We start from the raw sequence: 26,789 nt of genomic DNA, 5'->3' as shown, positions 1-26,789 counted from the left end.
GGAGAAACCCCTGTTCCGCTACGCTCCACAGGCGTTTCTCCCGCCGCAGAAGCCACATCAAAAGCAACAGCACAAACCAACCAAACCAGAGGCGAAACCGGGGCAGCGCCGTCCAGCTGCTAAAGCAGTCACGTGCCCAGCTTAAACACACCAGATTCTTGTCTTGACTTTCGGGTCCACTTCAATAACCGCCGATCACGGCGAACAGCCTGGCCCCTTTCCGCTCACTTTCCGCTTCAAGCCCTGCGCCAGGACGTTTGCGCGCGCTTAACCTGAGAAACGACGCGAACATCTCAAGATCTTGTCTGGCCCCACTAGACTTTCGCTTTCTGATTCTGCGTTGAAGCGAAAAGCCGCCCTTGACCGGCACATGGCTAAGAAACGCGTCCTCGCGCAGCCACTTCCGGTGGATGGCGCTTGCTGTGAAAAAGGATGAAACCACACATCCAGATCATCTATGCTCGCTCAGTCGGCATGCGATAGTGCTTGCAGGTGCTGCAGCTAAGAAGCTGGGCAAGCAGATCCCGGAGAGCGCGCCGCTCCGTTGGCGCTGCGGCAGTTCGCGAAACCCGTCGTAACCGTGTCGATGGCCTATGTTCCTGTTTCGGTTGGTGGCGTTCTGCAGCATGTAGCCGAATCAGCGCAATTGACGCAAAGCTGTGCGTCAATTCGGATTGTCGCCTCAAGTTGTGCGCTGTGGAAGGAGCGCCCATGGGTTTGTTGCTACGCGCAAGGGTATCGCCCTCGCCTGCGGGAGAAAGCACAGCCCCGCGTGGCGCTCGCCGTGATATCTCTCCTGCGGTTGACGCGGCGGCTCGGCGACCGGTCGTTCCTGTCGTGCGCTGCATTTGGCCGGCGCACGGGCGGCGTGGCGTGGTCGGCCGGGTTCTTTCCCGGTCGCCAACTTGCCTTTCCGCCGGGTAATGGCTACGCTCTTGCCTATTTACCCAGTCGCTCAGTTCACCGGACGCCGAGGCTGCGGAGTTGCTTGTCCCGTAGCGCCTCAGCCGGCGCCGATTAATTTGCACGTTGGGCATCGCAGTACACCCATCTGGGTGCGCCGCCAGTTCCGTCATTACCTATTCACAGTCCCTGCTGAGGACCTACCCCATGACCGACCGCACGGTTCGACTACATCGGATTCTTCGCGCGAAGCCAGAGAAGGTCTATCGCGCTTTCACCGAAGCCGCAGGCATGGCGAAGTGGCTTCCGCCCTATGGTTTCACTTGCACCGTGCATCACCTGGACGCCTGCGTCGGCGGCACTTTCAGAATGACGTTCCATAACTTCACGAGCGGCAACAGTCACTCGTTCGGTGGCGAGTATCTCGAGCTAACCCCGAGCGAACGGCTCCGGTATACGGATAGTTTTGACGACCCGAACCTTCCGGGAGTCATGGAGGTAACGGTATCTCTCACGCCGGTGCTCTGCGGAACCGAGTTGAGCATTTGTCAAAGCGGCATTCCCGTGACCATCCCGCTCGAAATGTGCCATCTCGGCTGGCAGGAATCCCTCGCTCAGCTCGCAACGCTTGTCGAGCCCGACATTCCGGGCTAACCCGCCGCGATTCCTGACAGGCCGGTATGTCGGTCGCTGACGCCCTGGCCTCCGGCAGAAAGCATAACTTGGCGTGGCACTCGCACTGGCGTCGCTCCCGCGGCTGAGGCGGCGGCTCGGCGGCCGGTCATTGCTGTCGTGCGGCGCCTTGGGTCGGCGCACGGGCGCCGTGGCGCGGTCGGCCGGGTTCTTTCCCCGTGGCCACTTGGCCTTTCCGCTGGGCAGCGGCTACGCTCTCGCCCATTCGTCCAACCCCCGTCATTCCACCGGACGCCGAGGCAGCCTGCCTGCTTGTCCCGTAGGCTCTCGGCCGGTGCCGGTGAATTCACACATTAGGCCGCACAGTCAATGCCATCCAAACGCCACCCGCTGCCAGCATTCCTCGTCGGTATGGTTGAACCCGTTGCGTACGAGCACTGGCTCGGGAGGAAGGCAGCCGCGCATCTGAAACGCGACCGCCAACGAGGCTACGAAGGAATCTCAGGCACGCTGTACCGCGACGCCATTCATGAAGCCGTCGTCGCCAGCGGTGGCCACGACCACTACACCGGAGAAGCCCTTGATTGGAGCCTGCTCAGCAGGTACAACAACGACGAGTCACATGCGGAGCGCCACGGCTACAAGGCAGGCTTCGCGCTCCTGCCTACCGTGGACCACGTCGAGTCGGCTCGCACCAATTCAGGTTTTCGAATCTGTGGCTGGAGAACCAATGATGCCAAGCACGACCTGTCGCACGCCGAGTTCGTCGAACTCTGCCTGCTTGTTGTCAAGAAGGCTGGCTTCACTGTCGCGCGCACGGTCTGACCACTCGCTCGAGCCGACCCGCTAAGCAAAGCGGCGTAAGCCCGGGCTGAGGGAGTCCGTCCATTTTCTCAGCCCGGGCGTGCCGCTTTGCTTAGCGGGTCGGCTCAGCTCGACCGTCAGGCGTTGGGTACAAGTTCGAAGCTTTGGCAGCGTTCACGAGTGTTGTCGAAATTCTTTACAGCCGTTCCTTCGGGACTCCAGCACCAGTCACATCAATGCCGAACAGAGGAAGCCTACTACCTTGTATATTTTAGTAATGTCAACCCAGATCCGGCGGCCGGCATGTAATTTGCTTGGCGTCTTGCCGCGACAGCCGATACGCCAGTTTCGACAGGGCGACTGCTGCGAAGAGATACGAAAACGAGAGATCAGCGAAGGGCGGCGGCCAACCGCCCTAGTTGACAAAGGATATCTGATGAAGAAGAGTGGGTTCCACAAGTTTGCCGCCGCCAGTTTGGTTCTCGGACTATTCTGCGGCACCGCCGCCGCCGTGACGGTGACGCCGTTGTCCTACAGCTTTGAGCGGTCTACCGCGTGCGGCACTTGGTGCTACCACGATCCGGGCCGGAGCAAGCTCACCGACGGGATCTTCGGTACGGCGGGATGGGCGGCGAACAGCGGACAGGAATGGGTGGGCTGGGTCTACCAGGACGTGGTGAATGTCGACTTCGACTTCGGCACCCGGCGCCGGATCGATCAGATCCGCGTCGGAACGACACAGGATAATCTGGCCGATGTGGTCATTCCGTCGATCAGCGTCTATAGCAGCGACGACGGTACGCGGTGGACTTTCCTGCAGTCCCTGGTCGTGCCACCGTCGTCGAGCAATGATGTGGACGCTTACAGCACGCTGCCACACGGCTTCCTGAGCCTGGACGGCCTGGCGGCCGACGCCCGCTACGTGCGGGTGGCGGCAATGCGCAATGGCCCATGGACTTTCATGGACGAAGTGCAATTCACAGCCCTGAGCCCCACGCCGGCACCCGAGCCATTCAGTCTCAGCCTGCTGGGCATCGGCCTGGCGGCGCTCGGCGCAGCGCTTCGCAAACGCTCCTGAAGCGTTCGCCAGTCAGGTACGGTCGATAGGCCGGGCCGCCCACCTCTGGGGTCTGCCCTCCGCGCCCGGATTCAGCAGGCCTGATCCGGTCTGCCACCGCCGGATCGCGGTCTTGCTTCGCTCACGCCGCGCGCGAGACCAGGCAGTCGACCAGCGCCGCGGCGAAACCTGACAACTCCGCGCGGCGACGCACGCAGACCTGCAGGTCACGTTGTGCCCAGGTCTCGTCGAGCTCGACGACAGTCGGCGGTTCGCGCAGGCCGCCGCGAGGAACAGCGGTGCGCGGCACCAGGCCGATGCCGACGCCGGCGCCGACCATCCGGCAGACGGCCTCGAAACTGCGAACTTGAATGCGCACGTCGACGTGCCGGCCGAGCGCGGCAGCGGCGTTCATCGTGAACGTATGAATCGCCGAACCGGCATGCAGCATGACGAAGGGGTAGTCGAGGACGTCGACCAGACGGGCGGTTGTCCTCGTCGCCAAGGGGTGCGCGGCGGGAGTGATGAGCACCAGGCGATCGGCCCGATAGGGCAGCAATTCGACTTGCGCGCCTTCGACACGTTCGGCGACCACGCCGATCTCCACTTCGCCACGAGCCACGGCGACAACGATTTCCGGGCTGGTGTGCTCGGCCAGGGTGACGCTGACCTGCGGATGGCGGCGCAGAAAGTCGGCCAGGTCGTCGGGAATGAAGCTGTGCGTGGCGTGCGTGTTGGCCCACAGGCTGACGTGACCGCGAACGCCTTCAGCATACGGCGCCAGATCGGCGTGCATCTGTTCAAGTTGGGCGAAGACCTGACGAGCGTGGCGCAACAGCGCCTCGCCGGCGCGCGTCAAGGCGACACCGCGCGCCTGACGCAGCAGCAGCGGCGCGCCAATGTTCTCTTCGAGCAAGCGTATACGGTGACTGGCGGACGAGGGCGCCAGGTGCGTCCGCTCGGCGCCGCGGGTCAGATTCTGCGCTTCGGCGATGGCCACGAAGAGCCGGAGATCGGTGAGGTCGTAGTGGATTGGCTTTGTCTGGAACGAACGGTGGCTTGTCAATATACCAATTGTTGAGGCACTTTTGGCCGGGCATCATTCGCCTACGACAAATTCGGAGCCCCTCTCATGCCCTGGAAAGACTGGAGCAGCCAACACCTGGGCGTTGCGCTGGCCGTGCTCGCCGCCCTCGGCTTTTCCTTCAAGGCTATCTTCGTCAAGCTGGCTTACGCCGCGGCGCCGGTCGACGCGGTGACGCTCTTGTCCTTGCGCATGGTCTTTTCCTTGCCAGCGTTTCTGTGGATCGGCTTTACCGCCAGCCGCCAGGCCCCTCCGCTGAGCGGGCGCGATTGGTCAATGCTGACCGTGCTTGGTCTGCTCGGTTACTATGGGGCGAGCATCCTCGACTTTCTCGGTCTGCAGTACATTTCGGCCGGTCTCGAACGGCTGATCCTGTTTACCTATCCGACGCTGACCGTGCTGATCGGAGTGTTCTGGCAAGGCAAACTGCTATCCCGACGGGAGGTTGGCGCGCTGCTGCTTTCCTACGCCGGGATCGCTTTGGCTTTCGCGCATGATCTGGACCTGGCCGGCGATCACGCCAGAGTGCTTGTCGGCGTGGCCTTCGTCTTTGCTTCGTCGCTCTCTTACGCTTTCTATCTCACCGGCAGTGCGGCGGCGATTCAGCGTTTTGGCGCAGCGCGCTTTACCGCTTTGGCCTTGCTGGTGTCGACGGCGGCGACACAGCTTCACTTTTTCGCTACGCAACCCTTGTCGGCCCTGCGTCAGCCTCTGCCGATCTACGCTTACGGTGCGGCGATGGCGATATTCTCGACCGTCCTGCCGGTTTTCATGCAGTCGGCGGCAATTCGTCGTATTGGTTCGGCGAAAGCGGTACTGATCGGCACGCTGGGGCCGGTATTGACCATCCTCTTCGCCTGGTGCCTGCTCGACGAGGCACTATCGGCCGCACAACTGGCCGGCGCGACGCTGGTTGTCGCCGGCGTCGTGCTCGTCAGTCGGCAGTAGTCGTTGCCGGAAAACGCCGACTCGCCTCCGACGCCGCACAACGACAAGCCATGGCCTTCACGTCCGGTCACGCCTTCGCGAAATTTGTGCCCGGCCGTCACAGGCCGCGCCGCAACGCCTCTTCGATCAGTTCGTACTCGAAGTCGACGGTGCGGTCGCGAAGAAACTGTCCCGCTACCGGGTCCGCTTCCGCCGCTCGCGCGACCAGCGCGTCAATGCGTGCGGTGTCCAATACCAGCAAGGCATCGATCAACTCGCGCCGCAGATCTTCCGGCAAGTCAGCAAGCGAAGCCTTGTTCGACGCGACGGCCGCCGCTGTTCCTGATGAGGCCGTGCTCTCCTTATAGCTGTAGGATACGCCCAGCATGCGCGCCAGACAGTCGAAAATTGCTGAGGATTGAACCGGCTTGTGCAGCACGTCGTCGATCCCCGCCGCCAACATGGCGGCGTCTTCGTCGGCGAAGACCGATGCGGTGACGGCGACGATCTTGACCGCGCGTCCGCCGTCCAGGGCCCGGATCTGCCGGGTCGCCTCCAATCCGTCCATCTCCGGCATGCGCCGGTCCATCCAGATCAAGTGCGGCTGCCACGCTTGGAACAGCGCTACGCCCTGCTCCCCGTTTTCGGCGATTTGCGTCTGGAATCCGGTGCCTTCTAGCCAGGTGCGAAGCAGCAGGGCGTTCTCGGGCTGGTCTTCGACAATCAGGATGCGATATACCGGTTGGCCGGCGACCAGCCCGACAACTTCTCTGTCGTCGTCGACCTCGACCGACACTTCGGATGGTGCGGCGGCCTCGACCGGCAGTTCGACTCGAAAACAGCTTCCCTGTCCGAGTTGGCTGGTCAACGTCAGTTGGCCGCCCATCAGGTGGACAAATTGCCGAGAGATCGTCAGCCCGAGTCCGGTGCCGTTTTGCGGAGCTGCCTGATCCAGTTGTACGAAGGGTTCGAAGATCCGTGCCTGGTCCTGCGGCGAGATGCCGGGACCACTGTCTTCCACATCGATCAGCAGGCGGAGCCCGTGCGGATCGGACTCCGCCCCCAGGCGCAGACTCACACGACCCTCACGGGTGAACTTGATCGCGTTGCCCAGCAGATTGACCAGCACTTGCCGCAACTTGGTCTCGTCACCCCGGATGAGGCGCGGCAGCTCGGAAGACTGTTCGAGCTGCAACTCCAGATTCTTCTCGACGGCCCGCACCCGCATCAGGTCCATCAGATCGCCGGTCAACTCGCGCAGGTCGAACGGCGCGATCTCGAGTTGGACGCGCCCGGCCTCGATCTTGGCCATGTCGAGGACGTCGTTGATCAGCGCCAGCAGGTGTTTGCCGCTGCGATTGATGATGTCCAGGCGTTGCCGTTGAGGATCGGTCGTCGCTTCGTCCCGCCACATCAGTTCCGAGAAGCCGAGAATCGCGTTCAGCGGCGTACGCAATTCGTGGCTCATGTTGGCCAGAAAGACGCTCTTCGCCCGATTCGCCGCCTCCGCAGCTTCCTTGGCCGTTTTCAGTTGCGCCTGGATGCGCTTCTCTTCGGTGACATCGTGCATCGAAGCCACGGCGCCGAGCTGTTTGCCACTGTCGTCGATCATCGCCTGCCCCGAGGCCAGGACGACGCGCGGTTCGCCCCGTCTGGACGCGATGACCATCTCGACGTTGCGCGGTCGTTCGCCGCGAAATGCGCGGTAGAGCGGAATGTCGGTCATGCCCATCCGCGTCTTGCCGTCGGCTTTGTAGAGGTCGTAGTGCTCGGCCCACTTTTCCGGCGGCAGGTCAGCTTGTTCGACGCCGTGCATCTCGCGCGTGGCGCGGTTGAACAGGGTCAGCGTTCCGTTCTCGTCGCAGGCGACGATTCCGTCGGCGATATTCTCCAGAATCGCCTGTATGAAGGTGGCCTGTCGGCGGAGTTCGGCCGCGCGAGCTTCGGCCAATTCGGTGGCGTTTCGCGCTTCCTGACTGGCGCGCAACAACTCCGCGGTGCGGCTGGCGACGCGCTGCTCCATTTCGTCATAAAGGCGCGAGTTCTCGAGCGCTGTGGCGGCTTGCGCGCACAAGACTTCGAGCAACTGCGCGCGGTCGGCTGAAAACACGCCCGCGACCAGGTTGTTCTCGAGGTAGAGAACGCCGCTCACCCGACCCTGGCTGATGAACGGAATGCAGAGCAGCGACTTGGCCGGCAGTTGGCGGACGACGGAATCGTCGCGGAACGCTCCTTCCCGAGCAGCGTCGTTGAGTACGACTGCAGTATGCGTGCGCACGACATAGCGGACGATGCTCGCCGGCACGCTGCCGGCGGTCTCCAGATTCTCCGCCGGGCGGGTTACCACGTTGCCCTGCGCAGCGTCCAATTCCGCTTCGATGAACCATTCGCCCGCCTTCTCGACCAGCAGGCAGCCTCGTTGAGCGCCGCTGTTTTCGACGATCAGTCGCATCATCTTCTGCACCAGCGCGTTCAAATCCATTACGCTGTAGAGGGACTGCGAGACCTTGAGCACGGTCGACAGGTCGAGGTCGACCCGCTCGGCGGGCGAGGTCCGCCCCGATTCGCGACCCGGAGAGGCAGGCAGAAACGGATGGTGGGTGACGAGTTCGCGCACTTTGGCCCACGCCTGCCATTTCTGGTAGGCGGCGTGTGCATTGGAGATATAAAAGTCGGCCAGGCGTTGCTGCCCACGACGCAAGTAGAACTCGGCAGCCAGTTCGCAGGCGAGTGCCGCTTCGCGCAAAAAGCCCCCCTGATTTGCGCCGTCGATCGCCTTTTCGTAGCCGGCCTGCGCCTCGGCGTCGCGCCCCTCCAGCGCAGCGGACTCCGCCGTCACCAAGTCGAAGAGGTGACGATAGTTCATCGGTGCTTGCTGCGCCGCAGCGCTCAGGCGTGCGCTGAAAGCGGCGAAGGCAGGGTCGACGCGGCTGGCGCCGATTAGCGCCAGCAGTTCATAGGCCTGGAAGAAGGGCAGGACGAAGCAGCCGGGAGCCCCGTCGGCGTATTGCGCGCCAGCGATCGCGAACTCTCCCGCGCGTTTCGGCTGACGGAAGACCAGAGCGAGGAGGATCTTCTGCAGGTAAACGATGAGCAGACACAGGCGATCGTTGTAAGCCACCAGCGTCGCCAACTCGCTGCTTTCGTCAAAAGCCGAGCCGCGCAGGGTAGCGCTGTCCACCGCTTCACCGAGCAGGTTATGCACGGCCTGCTGCACCGGGCGGTGATGATTCAGCGCCACCGTCTGCCCGGTCTTCTCGATTGCCCACGCGTAGGCGTCCATCTTGGAACGTAGGCTGAGCAGCGGCTCGCCGAGCAGGTATCGGTGGATCGCCTCGAACTCCGCGCAGTAGCTGGCGTACTCCAAGTCGCCGGTTTCCAGCCCGCAGTGATAGGCCATTTCCAGCGGTGCTATGGTGGCCGCCGCGTGCTCTTTCCAGTGCCGGATCGTCGCCTCGATGATCTGGTACGCGCGCGGAATGACGTTTCTTGCCCCGTATCGGTCGATGATCGCCCGACTCAGATGCGCGTACTCCCAAGCCGTTTTGTAGTCGGCGAAAAATCCGACCAGAATCATCCCGTGACAACTGTAGCCAAACGCCGACAAGCCGGTGTTTCCGTATTCGATGCTGGCCATCGCCATTTCTGCCGTGATCAGCGGCAGATGGTCGGGACTGAACTTGTAGACCGCGGGCAGCAGGCGCGACAGGATGCGCAGCTTCATCAGGGCATTCTGATCGGTCATTTCCGGCGCATCGATCAAGGCCGACACCGGTCGGTCGGCCAAGGAAGCGCCGACCCGATCCCGCCAGGTCTGCCAGTGCGTTTCCTCGATCTGCGCGGGAAAATCAACGCCCAGCAGACGCAAGGCCGCGATACCGATGTCCATCGCTTCCTGCAAGCGCGTCTGTGCCAGCTTTCCGCTGACCAGGATTTCGCAGACCTTGATCCGATCCAGCACTGCGCTGGAAGCAGCCGTCACCGCCTGGCAGAAACGTTCCATTTCGCTGAAGCGCCCGACCAGGAAAGCGGCTTCGGCGGCGCCGAGAAACAGCTCGACGCTAGCGGCGTGGCGCTCCTGCCAGTGCCCTGCGGGGAGCAACTCGATCGCCTGGAGGTAATACCTGAACGAGGTTTCGTAAGCGGCCGTACGGTTCGCCTTTTCGCCGGCGATCCGCGACAGGTCAGCAAAACGGTAGCGCTCGTCGTGCTCGGAGACCAGCGCGAGGCAATGGCCGAGGTGATTGGCAGCATCGAAGATCCATTCCTCGGGCACCTCGTCGCCAGCAGACAGCGTGCGGGCAATCTGCAGGTGGTTTTTCTGTCTCTCCTCTTGCGGAATCAGCTGATAGAAGGCCTGCTGCACGCGGTCGTGCGAAAACACGAAGTCGCCGGCGTCCGTCGTGATCCAAGCATCCCGAATCGCCAGACGCAGCACCTGGCGAACGTCGGCGAGCGTATGTGAGCTGAGTCGATCGAGCATCGACAGGTCGAAACGATTACCGATGCACGCGGCGAAGGCGAGAAGCTGCGCCAGATCGGCCGAGAGTTGGCCACGAATCTTTTCGACCAGCAGATCGACGACGTTGTCGGTGAGCTGCAGGGCATTCGCCTTGTCCTTGTCCAAATGCCAGACTCCGCGCAAGGGGTCGAAATCCCAGTAGTCGCCTTCCTGCAGAAGATGCAGAACCTGATGAACAAAAAAGGCGTTGCCGCCGGTCCTCGCGTAGACGAGACGCGCCAGCGACGCGCTGTCGGACAGCGCATCGGGCAAGGCGTCGCCGATCAGACTGTCGACTTCTCCCGGCTCGAGGTTGCGCACGGACAAGCGATGTACGTTGACTTTTCGGCTTTCCAGATCGGCGATGGCGGCGGTGAGCGCGTCGCCCGGCGCGACTTCACTGTCGCGATAGGCGCCGACGAACAGCGCATGGGTGAGCGCGGTATCGCTCAGCAGACTCTGCAGCAGGCCAAGCGAAGCGGCATCGATCCATTGCAGATCGTCGAGAAAGATGACCAGCGGATGCTGCGCATGGGCCAGCGCACTGACGAACTGTTGCGCGACATAAGCGAAGCGGTTCAAAGCCTCCTGACCCTTGAGTTCGGTCACCGGCGGTTGCGGGCCGATGATCAGTTCGAGGTTGGGCAACAGCTCGGTCATCACGCGGCCATTGCCCGCCAAGGCCTGTTGCAGCGCTTGTCGCCAAACCGCCAGCTCGTTCTCCGGGCAGCGGAGCAGGAAGCGCACGAAACCGTCGAGCGCCTGACGCCAGGCCAAGAACGGGATGTCGCGCCGGTATTGCTCGAACTTTCCTTCGAGAAAGAAGCCTCTCCGTTCGCTGATCGGCAAGAACATCTCGTGCACCAGCGAGGACTTGCCCACTCCGGAATGGCCGGCGATCAGGAGCAGCGCGCTCGCCCCCTCGGCCACCTCGTTGAAGACCGAGAGCATTGCGGCAACATCCTTCTCGCGACCATAAAGTTTGCGCGGAATCCGCAGCTTGAGCGAGGGATCGTAGGTTCCCAGCGGGAAGTTGCCAATCTCGTGCTTCGCGCGCCACTCCGACGCGCAGCGCTCCAGATCGCGACATAGCCCGGCGGCTGACTGGTAGCGCTCCTCAGGCGTCTTGCTCATCAGCTTCAGGATGATCCGCGAGATCGTCGCCGGAACAGCATCGTCTAGCCTGGTCGGATCGGGCGGAACGACCGCCAGGTGGGCGTGAACGATCTCCAGCGGATCGTCGGAGACAAAGGGGAGCTGGCCTGTGATCAGCGCGTAGAACATCACGCCGAGCGAGTAGAAATCGCTTCGCTGATCGACGCCGCGATTCATTCGCCCGGTCTGTTCCGGCGACACATAGGGTAGCAATGCGGCAAGGCGCGTCGGCGAATCGAACGGCTGCCTGGCCCGAGGACCGTGAATCGCGGCGGCAAGTCCGAGCAGCTTGAGTTGGCGACGCTCCGGCTGATAGAGAAAATTCTCCGGGTTGATGTCCCCTACGACGATCCCGGCGGAATGAACCTTGCCCAGCACCTGAGCGGCTTGCAAAGCGATGCACAAGAAGGTGTCGACGTCCGGCTTGCCGGCCGCGAAACACTCACTGAGCGGAATGCCACCCGGATCGTCGAGAATCAGTCGCGGAATGGCTGCGCTCTCGTCGATGCCGAGCAAGCCGATGACACCTTCGCCCGCGACGCTCTCCAGAAGCTCAGCCTCGTTGCGCACCGCGGCAGCGGTGTCGTCGTCCGCACGTCGACCGCTCTTCAGCAGCACCGACCGAGAATCGGAGGCGCGCAGTGCTCGCCAGAGAGTGAGCGAAGCGCCTTCGTGAATCCTCGCAATCAGCTTGTATGAAGCTTCCATCTGCCTGCGCCCTGCAATCGCTAGAACGAGTCCTGCCGCTAAGCTTGCCAAAACAAGCGGCGCCAACCCTTCAGGAAGGAGATCTGCCTCGCGACATGCAGCCCGCCGGTCGTGGCCAAGCGGCCCGCACGGCGCTTGCGGTCGACCTGGTGCGATGCTATACGAAACGGCCAAGAGTCGTTGAACTTGAGGGTGCAGCGAAGTGCGGCCGAAAAATCGTTGGACTTTGCCACGGCCAACGACCCGGTGTGCAGTTGCCCATGGTCCACAAATCCGCGGAACGCATTCCCCCTTTCCTCGTGTCTTACGGCGCGATTCGGATAGCCGACGCGAGGGCCCTGCCGCAGGCCACGTCTGGCGTCTCGCCGTCCACGGCGCGATGTGGCGGTCAGCACCGCGCAGCGATCGAAGGTTGATACGGCGAACCCCACAACTCGGCGACTTCTGACGGTCAAGTGCGAAGAATGCCGAATCGACGCTTGGATCAGATTCGGCTGACTTCGACCAGGCAATCGTAGAAGGTGGCCCCGCCGCCCATGTCGGTGAGCGCCTGGCTGGTCACTTCATTACAGTTGCGGCCGTCGGGCGACAGCTTGCGCCACCAGATCGACGTTGCCTGCGCGACGCCGACGCGCATGCGCTCGCTGACGACAGCACGCGCGTGGAACTCGCCGCGCCGGTTGAACACGCGTACTGGCTCACCTTCGCCGATGCCGCGCGCGGCCGCATCGACCGGATGGAGCCAGACGGCGGGCGACTTTTCCTGGGCGAGAAAACGCGCCGAGTTGGCGAAAGTGCTATTGAGGAAATTACGCGCCGGTGGCGTGATCAGCGCCAGCGGAAATTCGCTGGCGAGATCGCTTTCCCGCCATTCGCGCGGTGCGATGAAGGTGGGCAGCGGATCCAGGCCGGCGCGCGCCAGCGTTTCACTGAAGAACTCGCACTTGCCGGACGGTGTCGGAAAGGCCCCGTCGGCGAAAGGCGCAGCGCCACGCGGCAGGTGCAGCCGGGCGTGTCCGTCGGCTTTGAGTTTCTCCCATGAGAGTCCGGCCAGGCGCTCGTCCTGCCAGTCGAAAGCCTGCCGGCAAAGGTCTTCGTCGCTGTCGGCAAAGCAGGCTTCGCGAAACCCCATCGCCCGCGCCAGACGCCGGAAGAGTTCGGTATTCGGCAGCGCTTCGGCGAGCGGCGCGAGCGCCGGCCGATTGACCTGCACGTACAGATGTCCGTACGACTTGTGGATGTCGAGTTGCTCGGCGTGACTGGTGGCCGGCAGCACGAGGTCGGCGTAGTCCGCCGTATCCGTCTGAAAAAGGTCGTGCACGACGGTAAACAGGTCTTCGCGCGCAAAGCCGCGCACGACCTCGGCCGACTGCGGCGCAACCGCCAGCGGGTTGCTGTTGTAGACGAAGAGCGCCTTGATCGGCGGTGTGGCGTGCATCAGATCGTGGCCGATGGTGCTCATGTTGATCGTTCGCGGCCGCGGCAGCGGCATCAGGTCGGGCCGTTCGAGCGCTGCGCTGGCCACCGGATAGTTGCCCGAAGTCGACAGCAGAACCCCCCCGGCGGGATGTCGCCAGGCGCCGACGAGTGCCGGCAGACAGGCGATCGCGCGCAGCGCCATGCCGCCGCCGGCGGTCCGGTTGATTCCGTAATTGGTGCGAATGGCGGCCGGCTGCGTCGTCGCGTACGCGTGTGCAAGCGCTTCGATCTCGCCTGCGTCGATCCCGCAGAGGGCTGCCGCACGGTCCACCGGATACTCCGCCGCGCGCTCGGCAAGCGCCGCAAAGCCGACGCAGTAACGGTCGATGTAGTCGCGATCGAGCAACCCGTCGCGGATCAGGACGTGCATCAGGCCAAGCGCCAGCGCACTGTCGGTCCCCGGCACGAGCGCCAGGTGCTGGTCGCACTTCTCGGCGGTCGCCGTGCGCAAGGGATCGATCGCGATAAGACGCGCGCCGCGCCGTTTCGCTTGCTGCACGAGTCGCCAGAAATGCAGATTGGAGACGACGCTGTTCGTCCCCCAGAGGATGATCAGGCGGGCGTCGACGATGTTCTCCGGATCGAAGCCGCGCATCGCGCCGATCGTCGCCGCATACCCCATGGCGCCGGCGCTGGCGCAGATCGTGCGGTCGAGTTGGGCAGCCCCGAGGCGGTGGAAAAAGCGGCGGTCCATCGAAGCGTAACCAAGCAGACCGGAATTGCCCGCATAACTGTAGGGAACGATCGACTCGGCACCATCCTCGGCGATGATCCGCCGGAAACGCTCGACGATCGTCGCCAGCGCCTCGTCCCAGGAAATGCGCGCGAACTTCGCGCCTGGCCCCTTGGCGCCCACCCGACGCAGCGGGAAGAGCAGCCGATCGGGGTGGTGCAGCCGTTCGGGGTAGAAAGCGACCTTGGTACACAATACGCCGTCGGTCGGCGGATGGTCCGCGGCGCCGACCACTTTGATCACCCGACCATCACGCACCGTCAGGTCGAGCGCACAGGTATCGGGACAGTCGTGCGGGCAGACACCGCGCACGATGGTCGGGCTTTCACCCGCGGCTGAAGTTGTCACGTGATCTCCTTTCGGCGTAGGGCGAGCCGCTCAACGCAGGATTCCCAGCAGGTTCGAGAAACTGTCGGTCCACAGGCTGAAGCCCGGACGAGCGACCAGCACCTCAGCGCCCGGAATCTGCCCCGACAGGCTGGCCGCCCGCTCGGCCGACGCGATCAGCACCCACACCGTCCTCCGGCAGAAGGCGTCGCCTTCTTCCCGTTGCAGTTGGTGAATCAGCGCGACGCGGCCGAGTTTCTCGGTCGCCGCAGCGACCACCGGGCGCAGGTCGAGATAGCGGTTAGTAATGTGCACGGCGAGCACGCCGTCGTTCTTCACGTGGCGCAGATACGCCTGCATCGCCTCGATGGTGAGCAGGTGCGTCGGAATCGAATCGCCCGAAAAGGCGTCGATGGCCAGCAGGTCGAAGCCCTGCGCCGGTTCGCGTTCGAGCATCAGCCGCCCGTCGCCGAGCACGTACGCAATCTCCGCCGGTGAATCGGCCAGGTAGGTGAACTCGCTGCGCGCCAGTTCCAGCGCCTGCTCGTTGATTTCGTACATGCGCATCTGGTCGCCTGCCCGGCCATAGGTAGCCAGCGTCCCGGCGCCCAGGCCGAGCACGCCGATCTTCAGCGGCGCGTCACCGGCCAGGCTGCGCAGGGCGAGGCCAATGCCCGATTTCTCGCAGTAGTAGGCGTTCGCTTGGCGCCGATACTGCTCGGCCATGAACTGCTCGCCGTGGTAAACCTCGCCATGCTGCATCCGGCGTTTCACCCCCAGATCGTCGTAGCTGACGTCGTCGACGCGCAACTGACCGTAGAAGTTGCGCAGGACGCGCCGATAGTCGGCCACATAATCATAGGAGATCTGCCCGAGGCGGACGCCATAGGCAAGCAGGGCGGCAACGAGCAGCCAGCGCCAGCCCGGCCGAACCTCCCGCCAGAGAATGACGATCACCAGTCCGGCGCACAGGAATAGACCGATGGGCAATTCGTAGTAGGCGTTGAAAATCGCCGGCGCCAGCAGGCCGACGAACATTCCGCCCAAAGCTCCACCGATCGACAGCATCAGATAGAACAGCGTCAGGTGACGTAACGGTGGCCGCCGCCGAACGAGTTCGCCGTGGCAGACCATGCAGAAGACGAAGAGCGAACCGGCGAGCAAGGCGACCAGCACCGGCACGCCCAATCCGGCGCCATCGAGAACAAGGTCGAGGGCCAGGAAGGCGATCGGCAGCGCGCAGAGAAAGCCACGCCGGTGGTAGTAGCGCGGTGCATCGAAACAAAGGATGAAGCTGAGCAGATAGATGCTCAGCGGCAACACCCAGAGGAAGGGAACCGGCGCCACATCCTGCGTCAGATGGCGGGTGACGGCCAGCAGCAGGAGCGACGCGCTCATCGCCAGGCCGACCCACAACAGGCATTCGCGCCAGGTTGGCGGCGCCGTCTCTGGCGTGCTCGCCGCGTTCTCGCGCTCGCTCGCGACGCCGTGCCACGACTGCCAGGCGCTGGCGAAACACGCGACGACGAACGCGACATAAGCAAACGACCAGCCCTGCGCCTGCGCCAGAACGGGAAAGTTCGGTTCGACCAAGACCGGATAGCTCAGCAAGGCGAGCATCGAGGCCAGGTTCGACAGGGCGTACAGCCGGTACGGCATCAAGCTGGCGAAGGCCCGGGCGTACCACGCCTGCATCAATGGACCGGTCGTCGAAAGCAAGAGATAGGGCAAGCCGACGGCCGAGGCGAGGACGAGCAGAACGTTCCAGGTCGGGTTGTCGAGCGTCATCCCTTTCCACGCCGGATCGGCGACGACCGGCAGTGTCGTCAGGCTGACCAGCAACAGGGCACAATGGACCAGATTCTGCCGGCGTGGCGCCAGCCACTCGTGCAAGACGTGAACGTAAAGATAGCCGAGCAGCAGTTCGACCTGAAAGAAGACCAGGCAAGTGCTCCACACCGACGACGAACCGCCGAACCACGGCAGGATCATCTTGGCGATGATCGGCTGAATCTGGAAAAGCAGAAACGCCGACAGAAAGACGGTCAGGGCAAAGCTGGTCATCGCTGGACCCATCCGGCGTGCGGTATGCGTGGCGTTGCCGCCTCTTGCGCCGAAGTCATAACGGCGCTTTTCTGCGGCTGGACGACACACTGCGGCGACATGATATGCACTCCAACAATGTTGAACCGACCGCGCCGGCTGGAGCACCGGCTGGAGCACCGGGTGGGCAGACGCACGGCAGCACCGCCGCGCGGCACGCTGTGCCGCGGCCGATCAGTTTCGCCGAAAGGAGGGATGGCCGCCTGCGGGCTTGGCCACCAGGCACGAAAGCCACGCATTATAGCCGGGCAAAGCGCATGCAAGGCTGACGCGGGCACCGCCCGACCCCGCAACGGGCAGCCGCTGCCGACTATCTGGCGAGCTTCTCGTACATGGCAACGACGTTTTCCATCGTTTCAAGAATGCGCTCGCTGGTCGTCGCCACCGTGGTCGGCGGCCGCTTGTCGGCACCGGCAGGCTGACTCAAGGCGTTCGCAAAGAACATCCACTGCTGCTTGACCAGATCGAGTTCTTCGCGCAGCGCCGCATTGTTCGTCGGCGCCGCGTTCAGTTCGTCCAGCGCGCTGACAAACTCGCTGCGCGCCTTGTCGATTTCGGCGCCCGTCTGCTCGCCGCCAACCCCCCAAGCCGCCGCCTGGTAGAACTTGGCCATGCGCTGCGAGAGCATGCGCTGGCGGCCGGCGATATTCACCAGGCGGCCCGAAGTCGTTCCCGAACGGCTTTCGAGTTGCTGCGTACCCTGATGCGCGAGACGCAGAACCTCGTCCGACAGTTGCAGGATGCGCGCTCCTTCGCCCTGCTTCGGTACGGCCGCGATCAGCGCCTGGCGATACGCCACCCAAGCCTTGTCCAGCTTCTGATAGGTGTCGCGGATCTCGGGTGACGGGGCAAAGCTCTTCAGCTCGCCAAGCTGCCGTTCGAAAAGCGTCACCGAGCTGTCGAGCACGCGACGCGAGCGATCGCTGTCCACCCCCAGGCCGATCTGGAAGAAGCACTTGGCCATGCGTTGCGAGAGCATGCGCTGGCGGCCGGCCTTGTTGATCGCGGAGTTGATGTCGGCGATCTCAGCCCCGGCCGACGCGTGCAGAAACAGCACCAAGATGACAAAACACCAACGGCAGGCTACTCTCCCAAGCATCGCAACGCCTCCAGCCCTCTCCAACCCTGTGCACGGGCTGCGATTGTACACCGCCGGGCGCCCGCCATCGCAGGCGCGCGCCAGGCAATATCGGTCCTCAGGCCGTTCCGCCTACCGTCAGGCCGTCGATGCGCAGCGTCGGCTGGCCGACGCCGACCGGTACGCTCTGTCCATCCTTGCCGCAAGTACCGACGCCGGGGTCGAGACACAAGTCATTGCCGATCATCGAAACCCGCGTCATTGCTTCCGGTCCGCTGCCAATCAGGGTCGCGCCCTTGACCGGTGCGCCGACCTTGCCGTTCTCGATCAGATAGGCTTCGGACATCGAGAAAACGAATTTGCCGTTCGTGATGTCGACCTGACCGCCACCGAAATTGACCGCGTAGATTCCCTTCTTGACCGATGCGATGATCTCGTCGGGGTGCCGGTCGCCAGCCTGCATCGTGGTATTGGTCATACGCGGCAGCGGCAGGTGGGCAAACGATTCGCGCCGCCCGTTGCCGGTCGAAGCGACGCCCATCAGGCGGGCGTTCAGGCTATCCTGCAGGTAGCCGAGCAGAATACCGTCTTCGATCAGCACGGTGCGCTGCGTCGGATTACCTTCGTCGTCGATGTTGAGCGAACCGCGGCGGCCTGGCAGCGTACCATCATCGATGACGGTGACGCCCGCGGCGGCGACCCGGGTGCCAACGCGCCCGGCAAACGTCGAGCTTCCCTTGCGATTGAAGTCACCTTCCAAACCGTGACCGACCGCTTCGTGAAGCAGAATTCCCGGCCAGCCTGGACCGAGAACGACAGTCATCGTCCCGGCGGGCGCCGGTTGCGCGCCCAGATTGGTCAGCGCCTGGTGCACAGCTTCGCGCGCATAGGTCTGCAGCAACGTATCGGTGAAGAAGGCATAGTCGGTTCGACCACCGCCGCCGGACGAGCCTTGCTCGCGCTCACCCTGATCTTCGACGATGACCGTCACGGAGACGCGCACCAGCGGTCGAATGTCCGCCGCCAGCCGTCCGTCGCTGCCCGCGACGAGTATGACTTCGTACTCGCCAGCCAGATGCGCCATCACCTGTTTGACCCGCGGATCCTCGGCCCGCGCCATCGCTTCCAGCCGTTCAAGCAGGCGGACCTTGCTCGCCGCGTCCAGCGAGGAGAGCGGATCATTCGGCGCATAGAGCGCATGCCCGCTTTTGCGCCTGGCCAGCGGCACGCGGCGTTCCTCGCCAGCCGAGGCGATCGCCCGCACGGCGCCAGCCGCATCGTCCAGTGCCTGCGCGCTGATGTCGTCAGAATAGGCGAAGGCGGTTTTCTCGCCGGCCAGCGCGCGCACGCCGACGCCTTCGTCGATGTTGAAACTGCCTGCCTTGACGATTCCTTCCTCGAGACTCCACGCCTCACAGCGCGTGTATTGGAAATACAGGTCGGCATAGTCGACCCGATGCGCCATGATCCGGCTGAAGATGCGTTGCAGATCAGCCTGGTCGAGGCCATAGGGAGTAAGCAGGGTGTTCCTGGCCTGCGTGAACAGGGTCTGGTTTCTGGTGGTCATACGGTGGTTCCCATGACAACTGCGGGTTGGTCGAGCTTGCCTTGCCTTCTCGTCACATTACGCGGTGGCGAAGCGCCGGCAGACTGGCACGAATCTCTGCCAGACGTGCGTCGTCCACCTCTCCGACGACGACTCCCGGCCCTTTCTCCTGGCGCGCGAGAATGGTGCCCCAGGGGTCTACCAGCATGCTGTTGCCGTGTGTCTCACGCCCGTTTTCGTGCCGACCGCCCTGCGCCACCGCCAGGACGTAGCACTGGTTCTCGATTGCCCGGGCGCGCAGAAGGATCTCCCAGTGCGCGCGTCCGGTCGTCTCGGTGAAAGCAGCCGGAATGACGAGCAGGTCGGTGACACCCAACGCGCGATAAAGCTCCGGAAACCTGAGGTCGTAACAGATCGACAGGCCGACACGGCCAAACGTTGTGTCGACTGCGACTGCCCGATCACCCGGTTTGATCGTTGCACTTTCGTCGTAGTTCTCGTTTCCCTGGCGAAAGCCGAAAAGATGTATCTTGTCGTAGCGCGCCACGCGCTGCCCGTCTGGGCGATAGACCAGACAGGAATTGAACACCTTGCCCGGATCGTCGGTGCGCAGCGGCAGCGACCCGCCGATCAGCCAGATGCCATGGCGAGCCGCCGCAGCCGCGAGAAAATCCTGGATCGGCCCGCCGCCCTCGTCCTCCCGCTGGCTCACCTTGTCGGCGTCGGTCATCCCCATGATGGCGAAGTACTCGGGCAGCGCCAGCAGTTGCGCACCCCGCGCCACCGCTTCGTCGATCAGCCGCGCAGCGCTGTGCAGGTTATCAGCGACGCGCGGCGTCGAAACCATTTGCAGCGCGGCAACGCGCCAGCGCCGGTGCGCCTGCCTGGTAGTCGATTCGTTCATACACTCTCCATTGGGTCAACCATGCGTGCGCTGCCGGCGGTCAGGGCGTACTCGCCGGCGCCGCCTTGGCGCCGGTCAGCTTCTCAACCTTGGGGTCGGCCCAGGTACCGGTAATCAGGTACTCGGAAGCGAAAACCCGGTTGAGTGGATTCTGCAGCATCCGGTGTGCCAACAAGGTAGCCACACCGGCGAGTGGATTGACCACGGCGACACCGAGCGCCGCGCTGCCGCCAAGTTCGGGTTGCACACTCACTGCCAGGCGCTGCGTTTCCCGCTTCAGATCGGTCTCGCCACGCAGCACGACACGCGCCGCCGGCCCATCGATCTGCAGGCGATCCGAGCGCATCAGGCCACTGCTGACGGTCATTTTCCCGCTGATCCGGTCGAACGCGAAGCCTTCGCTGAAAACATCGCCGAAATCGAGCAGAAAACGGCGCGGCAGCCCCTGCAGGCTGATCAGACCGAGCAGCTTGCCCGCCGCCCCAGGGTCGAGCTTGAGGAACTGGCCCTTGTTCGCTTCGAGCGCCATGTCGCCGCTCAGCGTCGCATAATCGAGCGCCGCCGGCGACCCTTGCCAGCCTATCCGGCCGTTCATCGTCGCATTGCCTCCGCGCATCGTTCCGCCGTAACCCAGGCGATCGAGCAACCTGCCGACATCGTTGCTCTCCAGGGCAAAATCCAGTTGCGTGCGGTTGCCGTTGGCCACCTGCCACTGGCCGCGCCCGGTCAGGCTGCCGGATGGATTGCTCAGCACGATCCGGTCGAGCAGCCAGATACCGCCGTCGTTATGTGCCTGCACGTCAAGATGGCCAAAGTGGTGGTCGCCGACGATGAAGTCGTCGACCACGATGTCCAGCGCTGGCAACTCGTCGAGCAGTTCCGTCGGACTGCCTTGCTCACTTGCCTTTTCCGGGCGCCGCCATCGCTTGAAATGCGCGCTCAGCTTGCCGGCGCCGGCGCCGTCCCATTGAAAACTCCCGTTTGCTTCACGCGCGTTCAGATAGCCCCGCCATTGGGCGGCCGCGCCGCTGATGCCGGCACTGACCTCGTTGTAGTGCTTGCCGTGAATGACGAGCTCGTCTGCCTTGACTTCGACGGTGAGCGGCGGCAGGCTGCTGCCGCCGGATGAGCCGCCATTCTTGCTGCGCCGCCAGACGTTCCGCCAGGAGTCGACATCGACCAGCCGCGCACTGATCCCGAGCGCAATGCCACGTTCCGGAACCTGCCCCAACGGCCGGCCAATGGCGATCGCGCCGCGCTCAGGCACACGTTCATCGCCCTGCTTGCGGCGAATCAGGTGCATACCGAGAGTGTTGCCGAGCGTTGCACGCAATTGCTCGCGGACGATCGGAGCGCCACTGCGCTGCGCCGCCGTCGGAAGTGTTGCGTTCTCGATGCGCAGTGGCAGCACGTCGCTAGCCGCCTTGGCAAACGGCGCGGGCAGAGTCGAGGTGATCCCGACGAGATTCGACTCGACGACCAGTTCGACCTCGCGTTTGCGGATGCGAACCTCAGCCCGATATGCGGCGGTACCCGAGAGCGCGTCGAGCAAGGCCAGGTCGAGACGCCGACGGACTTCCTCGACAGCGATCGTCCCGCTGGTGGTCACAAGAACGCGCCCGGCCTGGACACTGCCCCTGATCTTCACCGGCCCCCCCAGGAAGCTGGCCGCGATTTCATTGATGCGCAAGTCCTTCTCGCTGAAGTTCAGCGTGCCATTGACCTGGCGCAAAGGCGGCGACGCCGGATCGAGCGTCACTTCGTTGGCAAGGAAGGTGTAGCTGCCGTCGACCTTCGACTCCGGCAGGTGCGCCTCGGCGAGCGGTATCGCCAGGCCGATGTCCAGACGGCCCTTGCCGATGGCACCCATCGCCGCTGTAAACTGGTCAATCTGCGCCGCTACCGGGCTCTGCGCGATGAACTTGAGAAACTCTGCCGTTTCCCCTTCGGCCACTCCTTTGACCTTGAGCGTCGCCACCGGCGCATCGAAATCGGCAATCTGGGCTCGCGTCGGCCCAAGGCGAGCGCCGAGAATCGCACCGCGCTTTGCCTCGACGACCATGCCGGCGCCCTCGAAGCGCAAGTCCGCCTCGATTCCACTGATCACAGGCCATCCCTGTGCATAGTCGAGGACGACATCGCGCGCCTTCACCGTCACCAGAAACTGGCCCTGCGAACGGTCGAGAAAAGGAAAGTGCGCCAAATCGCCTTTCAAAACGAGCTTCGCCTCGCTTGCCGTACCCGCCTTGAGCGCATCGCGCACCCAGTGCCGGGCATCCGTGTTGACCACGCGTGGCAGGTAGCGCCACACGGCACGCGCCTCCGCGCGGCTCAGCGAGGCGGTCAAGTCGACCGTGCCCGGACCCTCGCCGTTGAAGCGATACGTGCCGCGGGCCGCACCGGCGGCATCTGCCCCGGCAAATTCGGCCCGCAGCAGCTCCGCGTCAAGTTGCCCCTGGCTGATCTTCCAGCGGGCTTGTGCGTTCAACGTGTCGAGCGCAATCGCCGGTTCTGGAAAAACCATCGGCAGCTCGAGCGTCACCCCCTTGGCGCGCAGTTCGGCGCTTCCCCCCTTTTCGTTCGCGTCCACAACACCGGAGACGCCCGATACTCCCGGAAAGTAGGCGCGCGCTTTCAGTGCCAGGCCGTCAAAGCGTGCTTTCAGCGTGTAGCTGTTCAATTCATCCACGCTCCCCTGCCACGCCGCTCGCAGTTCGCTGATCTTGCCGCGCGGCGCGAAGTCGTCGAGCAGTCGGCGCGAACCGGCATCGAGCGGCAGATAGGCCGCCAGCGCCGCAATCGTGGCGAGTTCAAAGCTGTTCGCGCTCACCTTTCCCTGCACCGTACGCCCGTCGCTCTGCCGTCGCCAATCGACCGCGAAGTCGCTGGGCTCGATGCGCAGGCCCACCTCAGCGCTACTACGAGCCGCCTCCGACGGTCGTGTCGTGAGCTGCACGCCACGCGCCTGCACGCTCGCCCCGTCCGCCAGGAAGCGAACGCCGACACGGCCCGACATGTGCAGCAGATCGAGCGCCGGCAGATCCCGTGCCAGACGCAGGTTCACCTCGTCCAGAGCAAAGTCGCCGGTCAGTTCGCGCAGCCCACCATCGGCAAAATCGGCCCACACACGAACCGCGCCGCGTCCGCGCGGCAAGGCGACCGGATAGTCCAGCCAGGCGCGCCAGACGGCCAGGTCCACCTTGTCGATCTGCGCGAAGGCTTGCCCGGTCCACGTGTTAGCCTGCTCGATGTCCTTGCCGCGCAAGTCGCCGCGCAGATCGATCGGCGAGGCAAGTTCGGGCGGGGGGACAGCCGTCAGGCCAAAACGATGGCGGCGACCGTCGTTGTCAAGTGCGAAATTCACCTCTTGCAGGGTCAGCGGTGGTGCGCCGCGCTTTGCATCCTCCCAGATGACGGTCGCGCCACTCACGCGAATGCTCTTTTGCGCCAGGACCCAATCGGCGATGTCGTTGTTGCTGCCCGCCTCGCTGACCGCGATGCCGGCAATGAAGAAACGACCGTCGACATCGCGCCGCAGATGCAGCGTCGGCTGGTCGATCTGCAGCAGACGCAAGCGAAGTTGCAGACTGGGCAACGACCACCACGAGAGAACGCTCTCGACACGCCGGAAAGCGAGCGCCGGCTGGCCCTTGCGGTCGGCAATCCGTACGTCGGAAAGAATCAGGTCGGGATTGAGGCCGGCCCACCTGGCCTCGATTCGCCCAATGCTCACCGCCAGGCCAAGTGCCCAACTGGCCTCGCGCTCGATGTCCGGACGATATCCTTCGATGCCGGGAAGAACCAGATAGCGCAGCCCGAGAACCAGGACGACGAAGGTGAAATAGACCAGCCAGAACGCGCGTACCGAGAAAGTCCACACCGCCCGCAGCGCTGGGACTGCGGCGACCGGCATCCACTGGCGCGTGCCGCCGGGCAAACCCGGAGCAACGTCATCCTCCACCATCAGGCCGCCTCGGCAACGGCCAGCGCAGGCGATGGCCCGGCGCGCGGCAAAGCTGGCGCCGACCGCGGCGCTCGGTCCGCCGGCCTACCGACCCGTAAAGGCGCCATAGGCCTGGTAAGCCGCAACGATCGCCAGGACGAGAAAGAAGGCTCCGCTCAGCTTGTGCAGCAGCGCCAGGGGAATCCTCTGCAGGATGGTTCGGCCAGCCAGGATGCCGATCGCGGAAGTCATTGCCAGCGCAACTGTGGCGCCGACCCAGACGGCCGCCGGCGCCTGCGTGCTACTCAGGGCAACGACGGCCAATTGCGTCTTGTCGCCAAATTCAGCCACCGTCAGGAGCAGAAACGTGGTCAGAAAGATCCCGTGACCGCTCCTCTCCTCGACCTCATCGTCGTCGTCGTCGTCCTTGGCACGCAAGGCGTGTATGCCGAAGACGGCAAACAGCACGGCGACCGTCGCGCCGACCACATACTCGGGCAGCCAACTGGCGATCGCCGCACCAAAGACGACCGCCAAGGTGTTGAGCACGGCAAAAGCAGCCAGCGCGCCCAGCATGACCGGCGCCGGACGATGCCGGGAAGCCAGCGTCATGCACACGAGTTGGCTCTTGTCACCGATTTCCGCCGCGGCAATCAAGGCAAAACTCGCCACTGCCGCCGCCGACCAGTCGACGAGGCTACCCGTAGCGAGCAGCGAGGAAAACGGCGAAACCTCGTTGAGCAGGCTGTCCATTGCGTTCCTCAGAATGTTCTGTTGCTGTCACGACGAAGCGGGACAGGCGGCCCGACAGGGCCGGAATCCGACGTGTGAGTATAACGCGAGTAGGCCGCGAACGTGGCAGACGAGCGCGCTCATGCGCTCACGGGGCGGCGAGTTGACGCCACCGGCACGCCAGATGACCTTGCGCAGACATCCGCGTGCAGCGCTTCAGCCGAGACGGCGAGGAAATCGTTCGACGACGAGGACAAACGTGATTTTCGACACTGGCTGGCGAGGGCGGACGTGCAAGGATGGCGTCCATGCACTTAGGTACAACCGTGGGAGTCATCCATGAGATCGCTGAGCATCCTGGTGGTAGCGCTCGGATTACAAGCCAGCCAAGCCGCGTTGGGCGCTTCACTGTTCAGATGCGAGTACAACGGCCGCGTCGAGTTTTCGGATCGGCCTTGTCAACCCGTCAAAGCACAAAACGTCTGGGCCGAAAGGGAGAACCGGCGCCCGCAACCTGCACCGAGCAGCGTGCCGGGGCCGGACGCCGGCCGGCCTGCGAACCTCGCGCCCGCCGCCGATCCGCATCCGGACGGAGTCACTTCACGAAAGATCCTGGCCAGCTCGGACGCTCGCTGAAGAGCTGAGTTCGCCGCCACGGCAGCGGCGGTTGCCGCGGCGTTCTCGCAACAAGGTCCACGGGCGACGGGTCGCGCTGCGAGGTGCTCGCCCAGATCGCCTGCCGTGCTGACGATCACGGGCTTTGCCGACCCACGGCACAATGAGTGCATGCTGGGTTCGACCCGGCACGCGATCTGATTTTCCCATAATCCCGACCGCATTGCCGTGCGCGGGCTGCAGTGATCGCCGCGGCGAAGCTTCGCAGCTCGCCCCCAGCGCACGCCCGAACGCTCGAGCCCAGGCGCGAACCCAGCTCTCGCTGCAGTTCGCGCAGCCTGCTTTGCATGTCGTGGGCAGCATCGGAACGCGTGGCGTGATTGTCTGGGACTGCGATGGCGCCGGCTGCGCCGACGAGAACGAGATTGTCCGGCCGGGAACCGCGCCCTACGACCCGTTGTCGGAGTCTGGCCGGCTCATCCGGATGAACCATCGCTCTCGAAAGGACGAGAAATGCCTGCATCGACAGTCCGCTTGCTTGCCTTTGCCGGCAGCGGCCGCAAGGATTCACTCAACCGGCGACTACTCGCCGCGGCCGTGGCCATCGCACAAGCGCAGGGGGCCGAAGTGACGGTGCTCGACCTGCAGGCCGATACCCTGCCCCTGTATGACGGCGACCTCGAAGATGCGGGACTGCCCGCGCGCGTCATCGAGTTGAAACATTTGTTTGCGGCGCATGACGGCTTCCTCGTCGCCTCGCCCGAATACAACAGCTTTTTCACTCCCTTGCTGAAGAATACGATCGACTGGCTGTCACGCCCGGCCCCCGCCGGCGTGCCAGAAGCCCTGTCGGGCCGTACCGCAGCCATCTTTGGCGCCTCGCCCGGCGCCCTCGGCGGCATCCGTGGCTTACCCTATCTGCGCCTCCTCCTGTCCCGGCTCGGCGTGCTCGTGTCGCCGAATGAACTCGCCGTTGGCAACGCCAGCCAGGTGATTGGCAACGGCAAGCTGGATGATCCGAAACTGCAGCAAGCCCTTGCCGGCGTCATCGGCGACCTGATCCGGCTGACCGCGGCGCATCGCGCGACACGCTAGGCGGGTCTGCCGCTAGCCTTCTCTCTAACCCCTCACCAGGAGAACCACATGGTCAAAATCGCCATCGTCTTTCACAGCGGTTACGGACATACGGCCCGCCAGGCCGCCGCCGTCCATCAGGGTGCCGACTCGGTCGTTGGCGCCAGCGCGACGCTTTACCCGGTCAACGAACTGACCGAAGCCCATTGGGCCGAGCTCAACGCCGCCGATGCGATCATCTTCGGCGCGCCAACCTACATGGGCAACGCATCTGCCGACTTCAAGAAGTTTGCCGACGCTTCGAGCAAACCCTGGTTCGCCCAGGCCTGGCGGAACAAGATTGCCGGCGGTTTCACCAACTCAGAGGTTGTGAATTTTTCGTTTCAGCACTGCCACCCGGGGCAGCGGGCGCCGATGTCGCGCGGAAGGGAACAATTCTGCGGTGGCGTAGAAAGCGAGGCTGCCGACTCGCCTTTCCGCCTT

At 64.0% G+C, this 26,789-nt stretch carries 15 protein-coding genes; 6 read left to right on the top strand and 9 right to left on the bottom strand.

Annotated features, from left to right (window positions below):
• Positions 1-1,110: 1,110 nt before the first annotated feature.
• The 3 genes from Q1L59_RS12310 to Q1L59_RS12300 all read left to right on the top strand — a co-directional run bounded on the left by Q1L59_RS12310 (position 1,111) and on the right by Q1L59_RS12300 (position 3,418).
• Entirely contained in the window at positions 1,111-1,557 is a 447-nt protein-coding gene (locus tag Q1L59_RS12310; protein ID WP_300332583.1) for an SRPBCC family protein, read from the top strand.
• Between the two features lie 348 nt (positions 1,558-1,905).
• Entirely contained in the window at positions 1,906-2,361 is a 456-nt protein-coding gene (locus Q1L59_RS12305) for a hypothetical protein (protein WP_300332581.1), read from the top strand.
• A gap of 415 nt (positions 2,362-2,776) precedes the next feature.
• Positions 2,777-3,418, top strand: coding sequence for a discoidin domain-containing protein (locus tag Q1L59_RS12300; protein WP_300332580.1), 642 nt, complete (start codon positions 2,777-2,779; stop codon positions 3,416-3,418).
• Between the two features lie 121 nt (positions 3,419-3,539).
• On the opposite strand, the gene Q1L59_RS12295 is transcribed toward Q1L59_RS12300, so the two are convergent.
• A complete protein-coding gene (locus tag Q1L59_RS12295; RefSeq protein ID WP_300332578.1) occupies positions 3,540-4,463 on the bottom strand; it encodes a LysR substrate-binding domain-containing protein in 924 nt (307 codons plus the stop codon).
• Between the two features lie 66 nt (positions 4,464-4,529).
• Between Q1L59_RS12295 and Q1L59_RS12290 the strand changes: the two genes are divergently transcribed.
• On the top strand, positions 4,530-5,429 hold the full coding sequence (locus Q1L59_RS12290) for a DMT family transporter (protein ID WP_300332577.1): 900 nt from the start codon (positions 4,530-4,532) through the stop codon (positions 5,427-5,429).
• 97 nt (positions 5,430-5,526) lie between these two features.
• On the opposite strand, the gene Q1L59_RS12285 is transcribed toward Q1L59_RS12290, so the two are convergent.
• The 8 genes from Q1L59_RS12285 to Q1L59_RS12250 all read right to left on the bottom strand — a co-directional run bounded on the left by Q1L59_RS12285 (position 5,527) and on the right by Q1L59_RS12250 (position 24,638).
• Positions 5,527-11,772, bottom strand: coding sequence for an AAA family ATPase (locus tag Q1L59_RS12285; protein ID WP_300332576.1), 6,246 nt, complete (start codon positions 11,770-11,772; stop codon positions 5,527-5,529).
• 484 nt (positions 11,773-12,256) lie between these two features.
• The gene (locus Q1L59_RS12280) at positions 12,257-14,332 is read right to left on the bottom strand and encodes a molybdopterin oxidoreductase family protein (RefSeq protein WP_300332575.1); all 2,076 of its coding nucleotides are present in this window, start codon (positions 14,330-14,332) and stop codon (positions 12,257-12,259) included.
• Positions 14,333-14,362: 30 nt separating this feature from the next.
• A complete protein-coding gene (locus Q1L59_RS12275; protein WP_300332574.1) occupies positions 14,363-16,375 on the bottom strand; it encodes a fused MFS/spermidine synthase in 2,013 nt (670 codons plus the stop codon).
• Positions 16,376-16,724: 349 nt separating this feature from the next.
• The gene (locus Q1L59_RS12270; protein ID WP_300332573.1) at positions 16,725-17,513 is read right to left on the bottom strand and encodes a type IV pili methyl-accepting chemotaxis transducer N-terminal domain-containing protein; all 789 of its coding nucleotides are present in this window, start codon (positions 17,511-17,513) and stop codon (positions 16,725-16,727) included.
• A gap of 97 nt (positions 17,514-17,610) precedes the next feature.
• A complete protein-coding gene (gene tldD, locus Q1L59_RS12265) occupies positions 17,611-19,059 on the bottom strand; it encodes a metalloprotease TldD (protein WP_300332572.1) in 1,449 nt (482 codons plus the stop codon).
• Between the two features lie 52 nt (positions 19,060-19,111).
• Positions 19,112-19,942, bottom strand: a complete 831-nt coding sequence (locus tag Q1L59_RS12260; protein ID WP_300332571.1) for a carbon-nitrogen hydrolase family protein — start codon at positions 19,940-19,942, stop codon at positions 19,112-19,114.
• A gap of 40 nt (positions 19,943-19,982) precedes the next feature.
• Positions 19,983-23,906 (bottom strand): YhdP family protein, encoded by a 3,924-nt coding sequence (locus Q1L59_RS12255; protein WP_300332570.1) that lies wholly within the window; start codon positions 23,904-23,906, stop codon positions 19,983-19,985.
• Positions 23,907-23,990: 84 nt separating this feature from the next.
• Entirely contained in the window at positions 23,991-24,638 is a 648-nt protein-coding gene (locus Q1L59_RS12250; RefSeq protein WP_300332569.1) for a TMEM165/GDT1 family protein, read from the bottom strand.
• A gap of 1,128 nt (positions 24,639-25,766) precedes the next feature.
• On the opposite strand from Q1L59_RS12250, the gene Q1L59_RS12245 reads away from it, so the two are divergent.
• On the top strand, positions 25,767-26,327 hold the full coding sequence (locus Q1L59_RS12245) for an NAD(P)H-dependent oxidoreductase (protein ID WP_300332568.1): 561 nt from the start codon (positions 25,767-25,769) through the stop codon (positions 26,325-26,327).
• A gap of 48 nt (positions 26,328-26,375) precedes the next feature.
• Positions 26,376-26,789: flavodoxin family protein (locus Q1L59_RS12240; protein ID WP_300332567.1), on the top strand; the 414-nt coding region annotated here is incomplete at its 3' end.

The sequence above is a fragment of the Accumulibacter sp. genome (genome assembly GCF_029255125.1).
Taxonomy (GTDB): Bacteria; Pseudomonadota; Gammaproteobacteria; order Burkholderiales; family Rhodocyclaceae; genus Accumulibacter.
The sequence above is the reverse complement of the archived record's forward strand: the minus strand, read 5'-3'. Positions and strand labels throughout refer to the sequence as shown.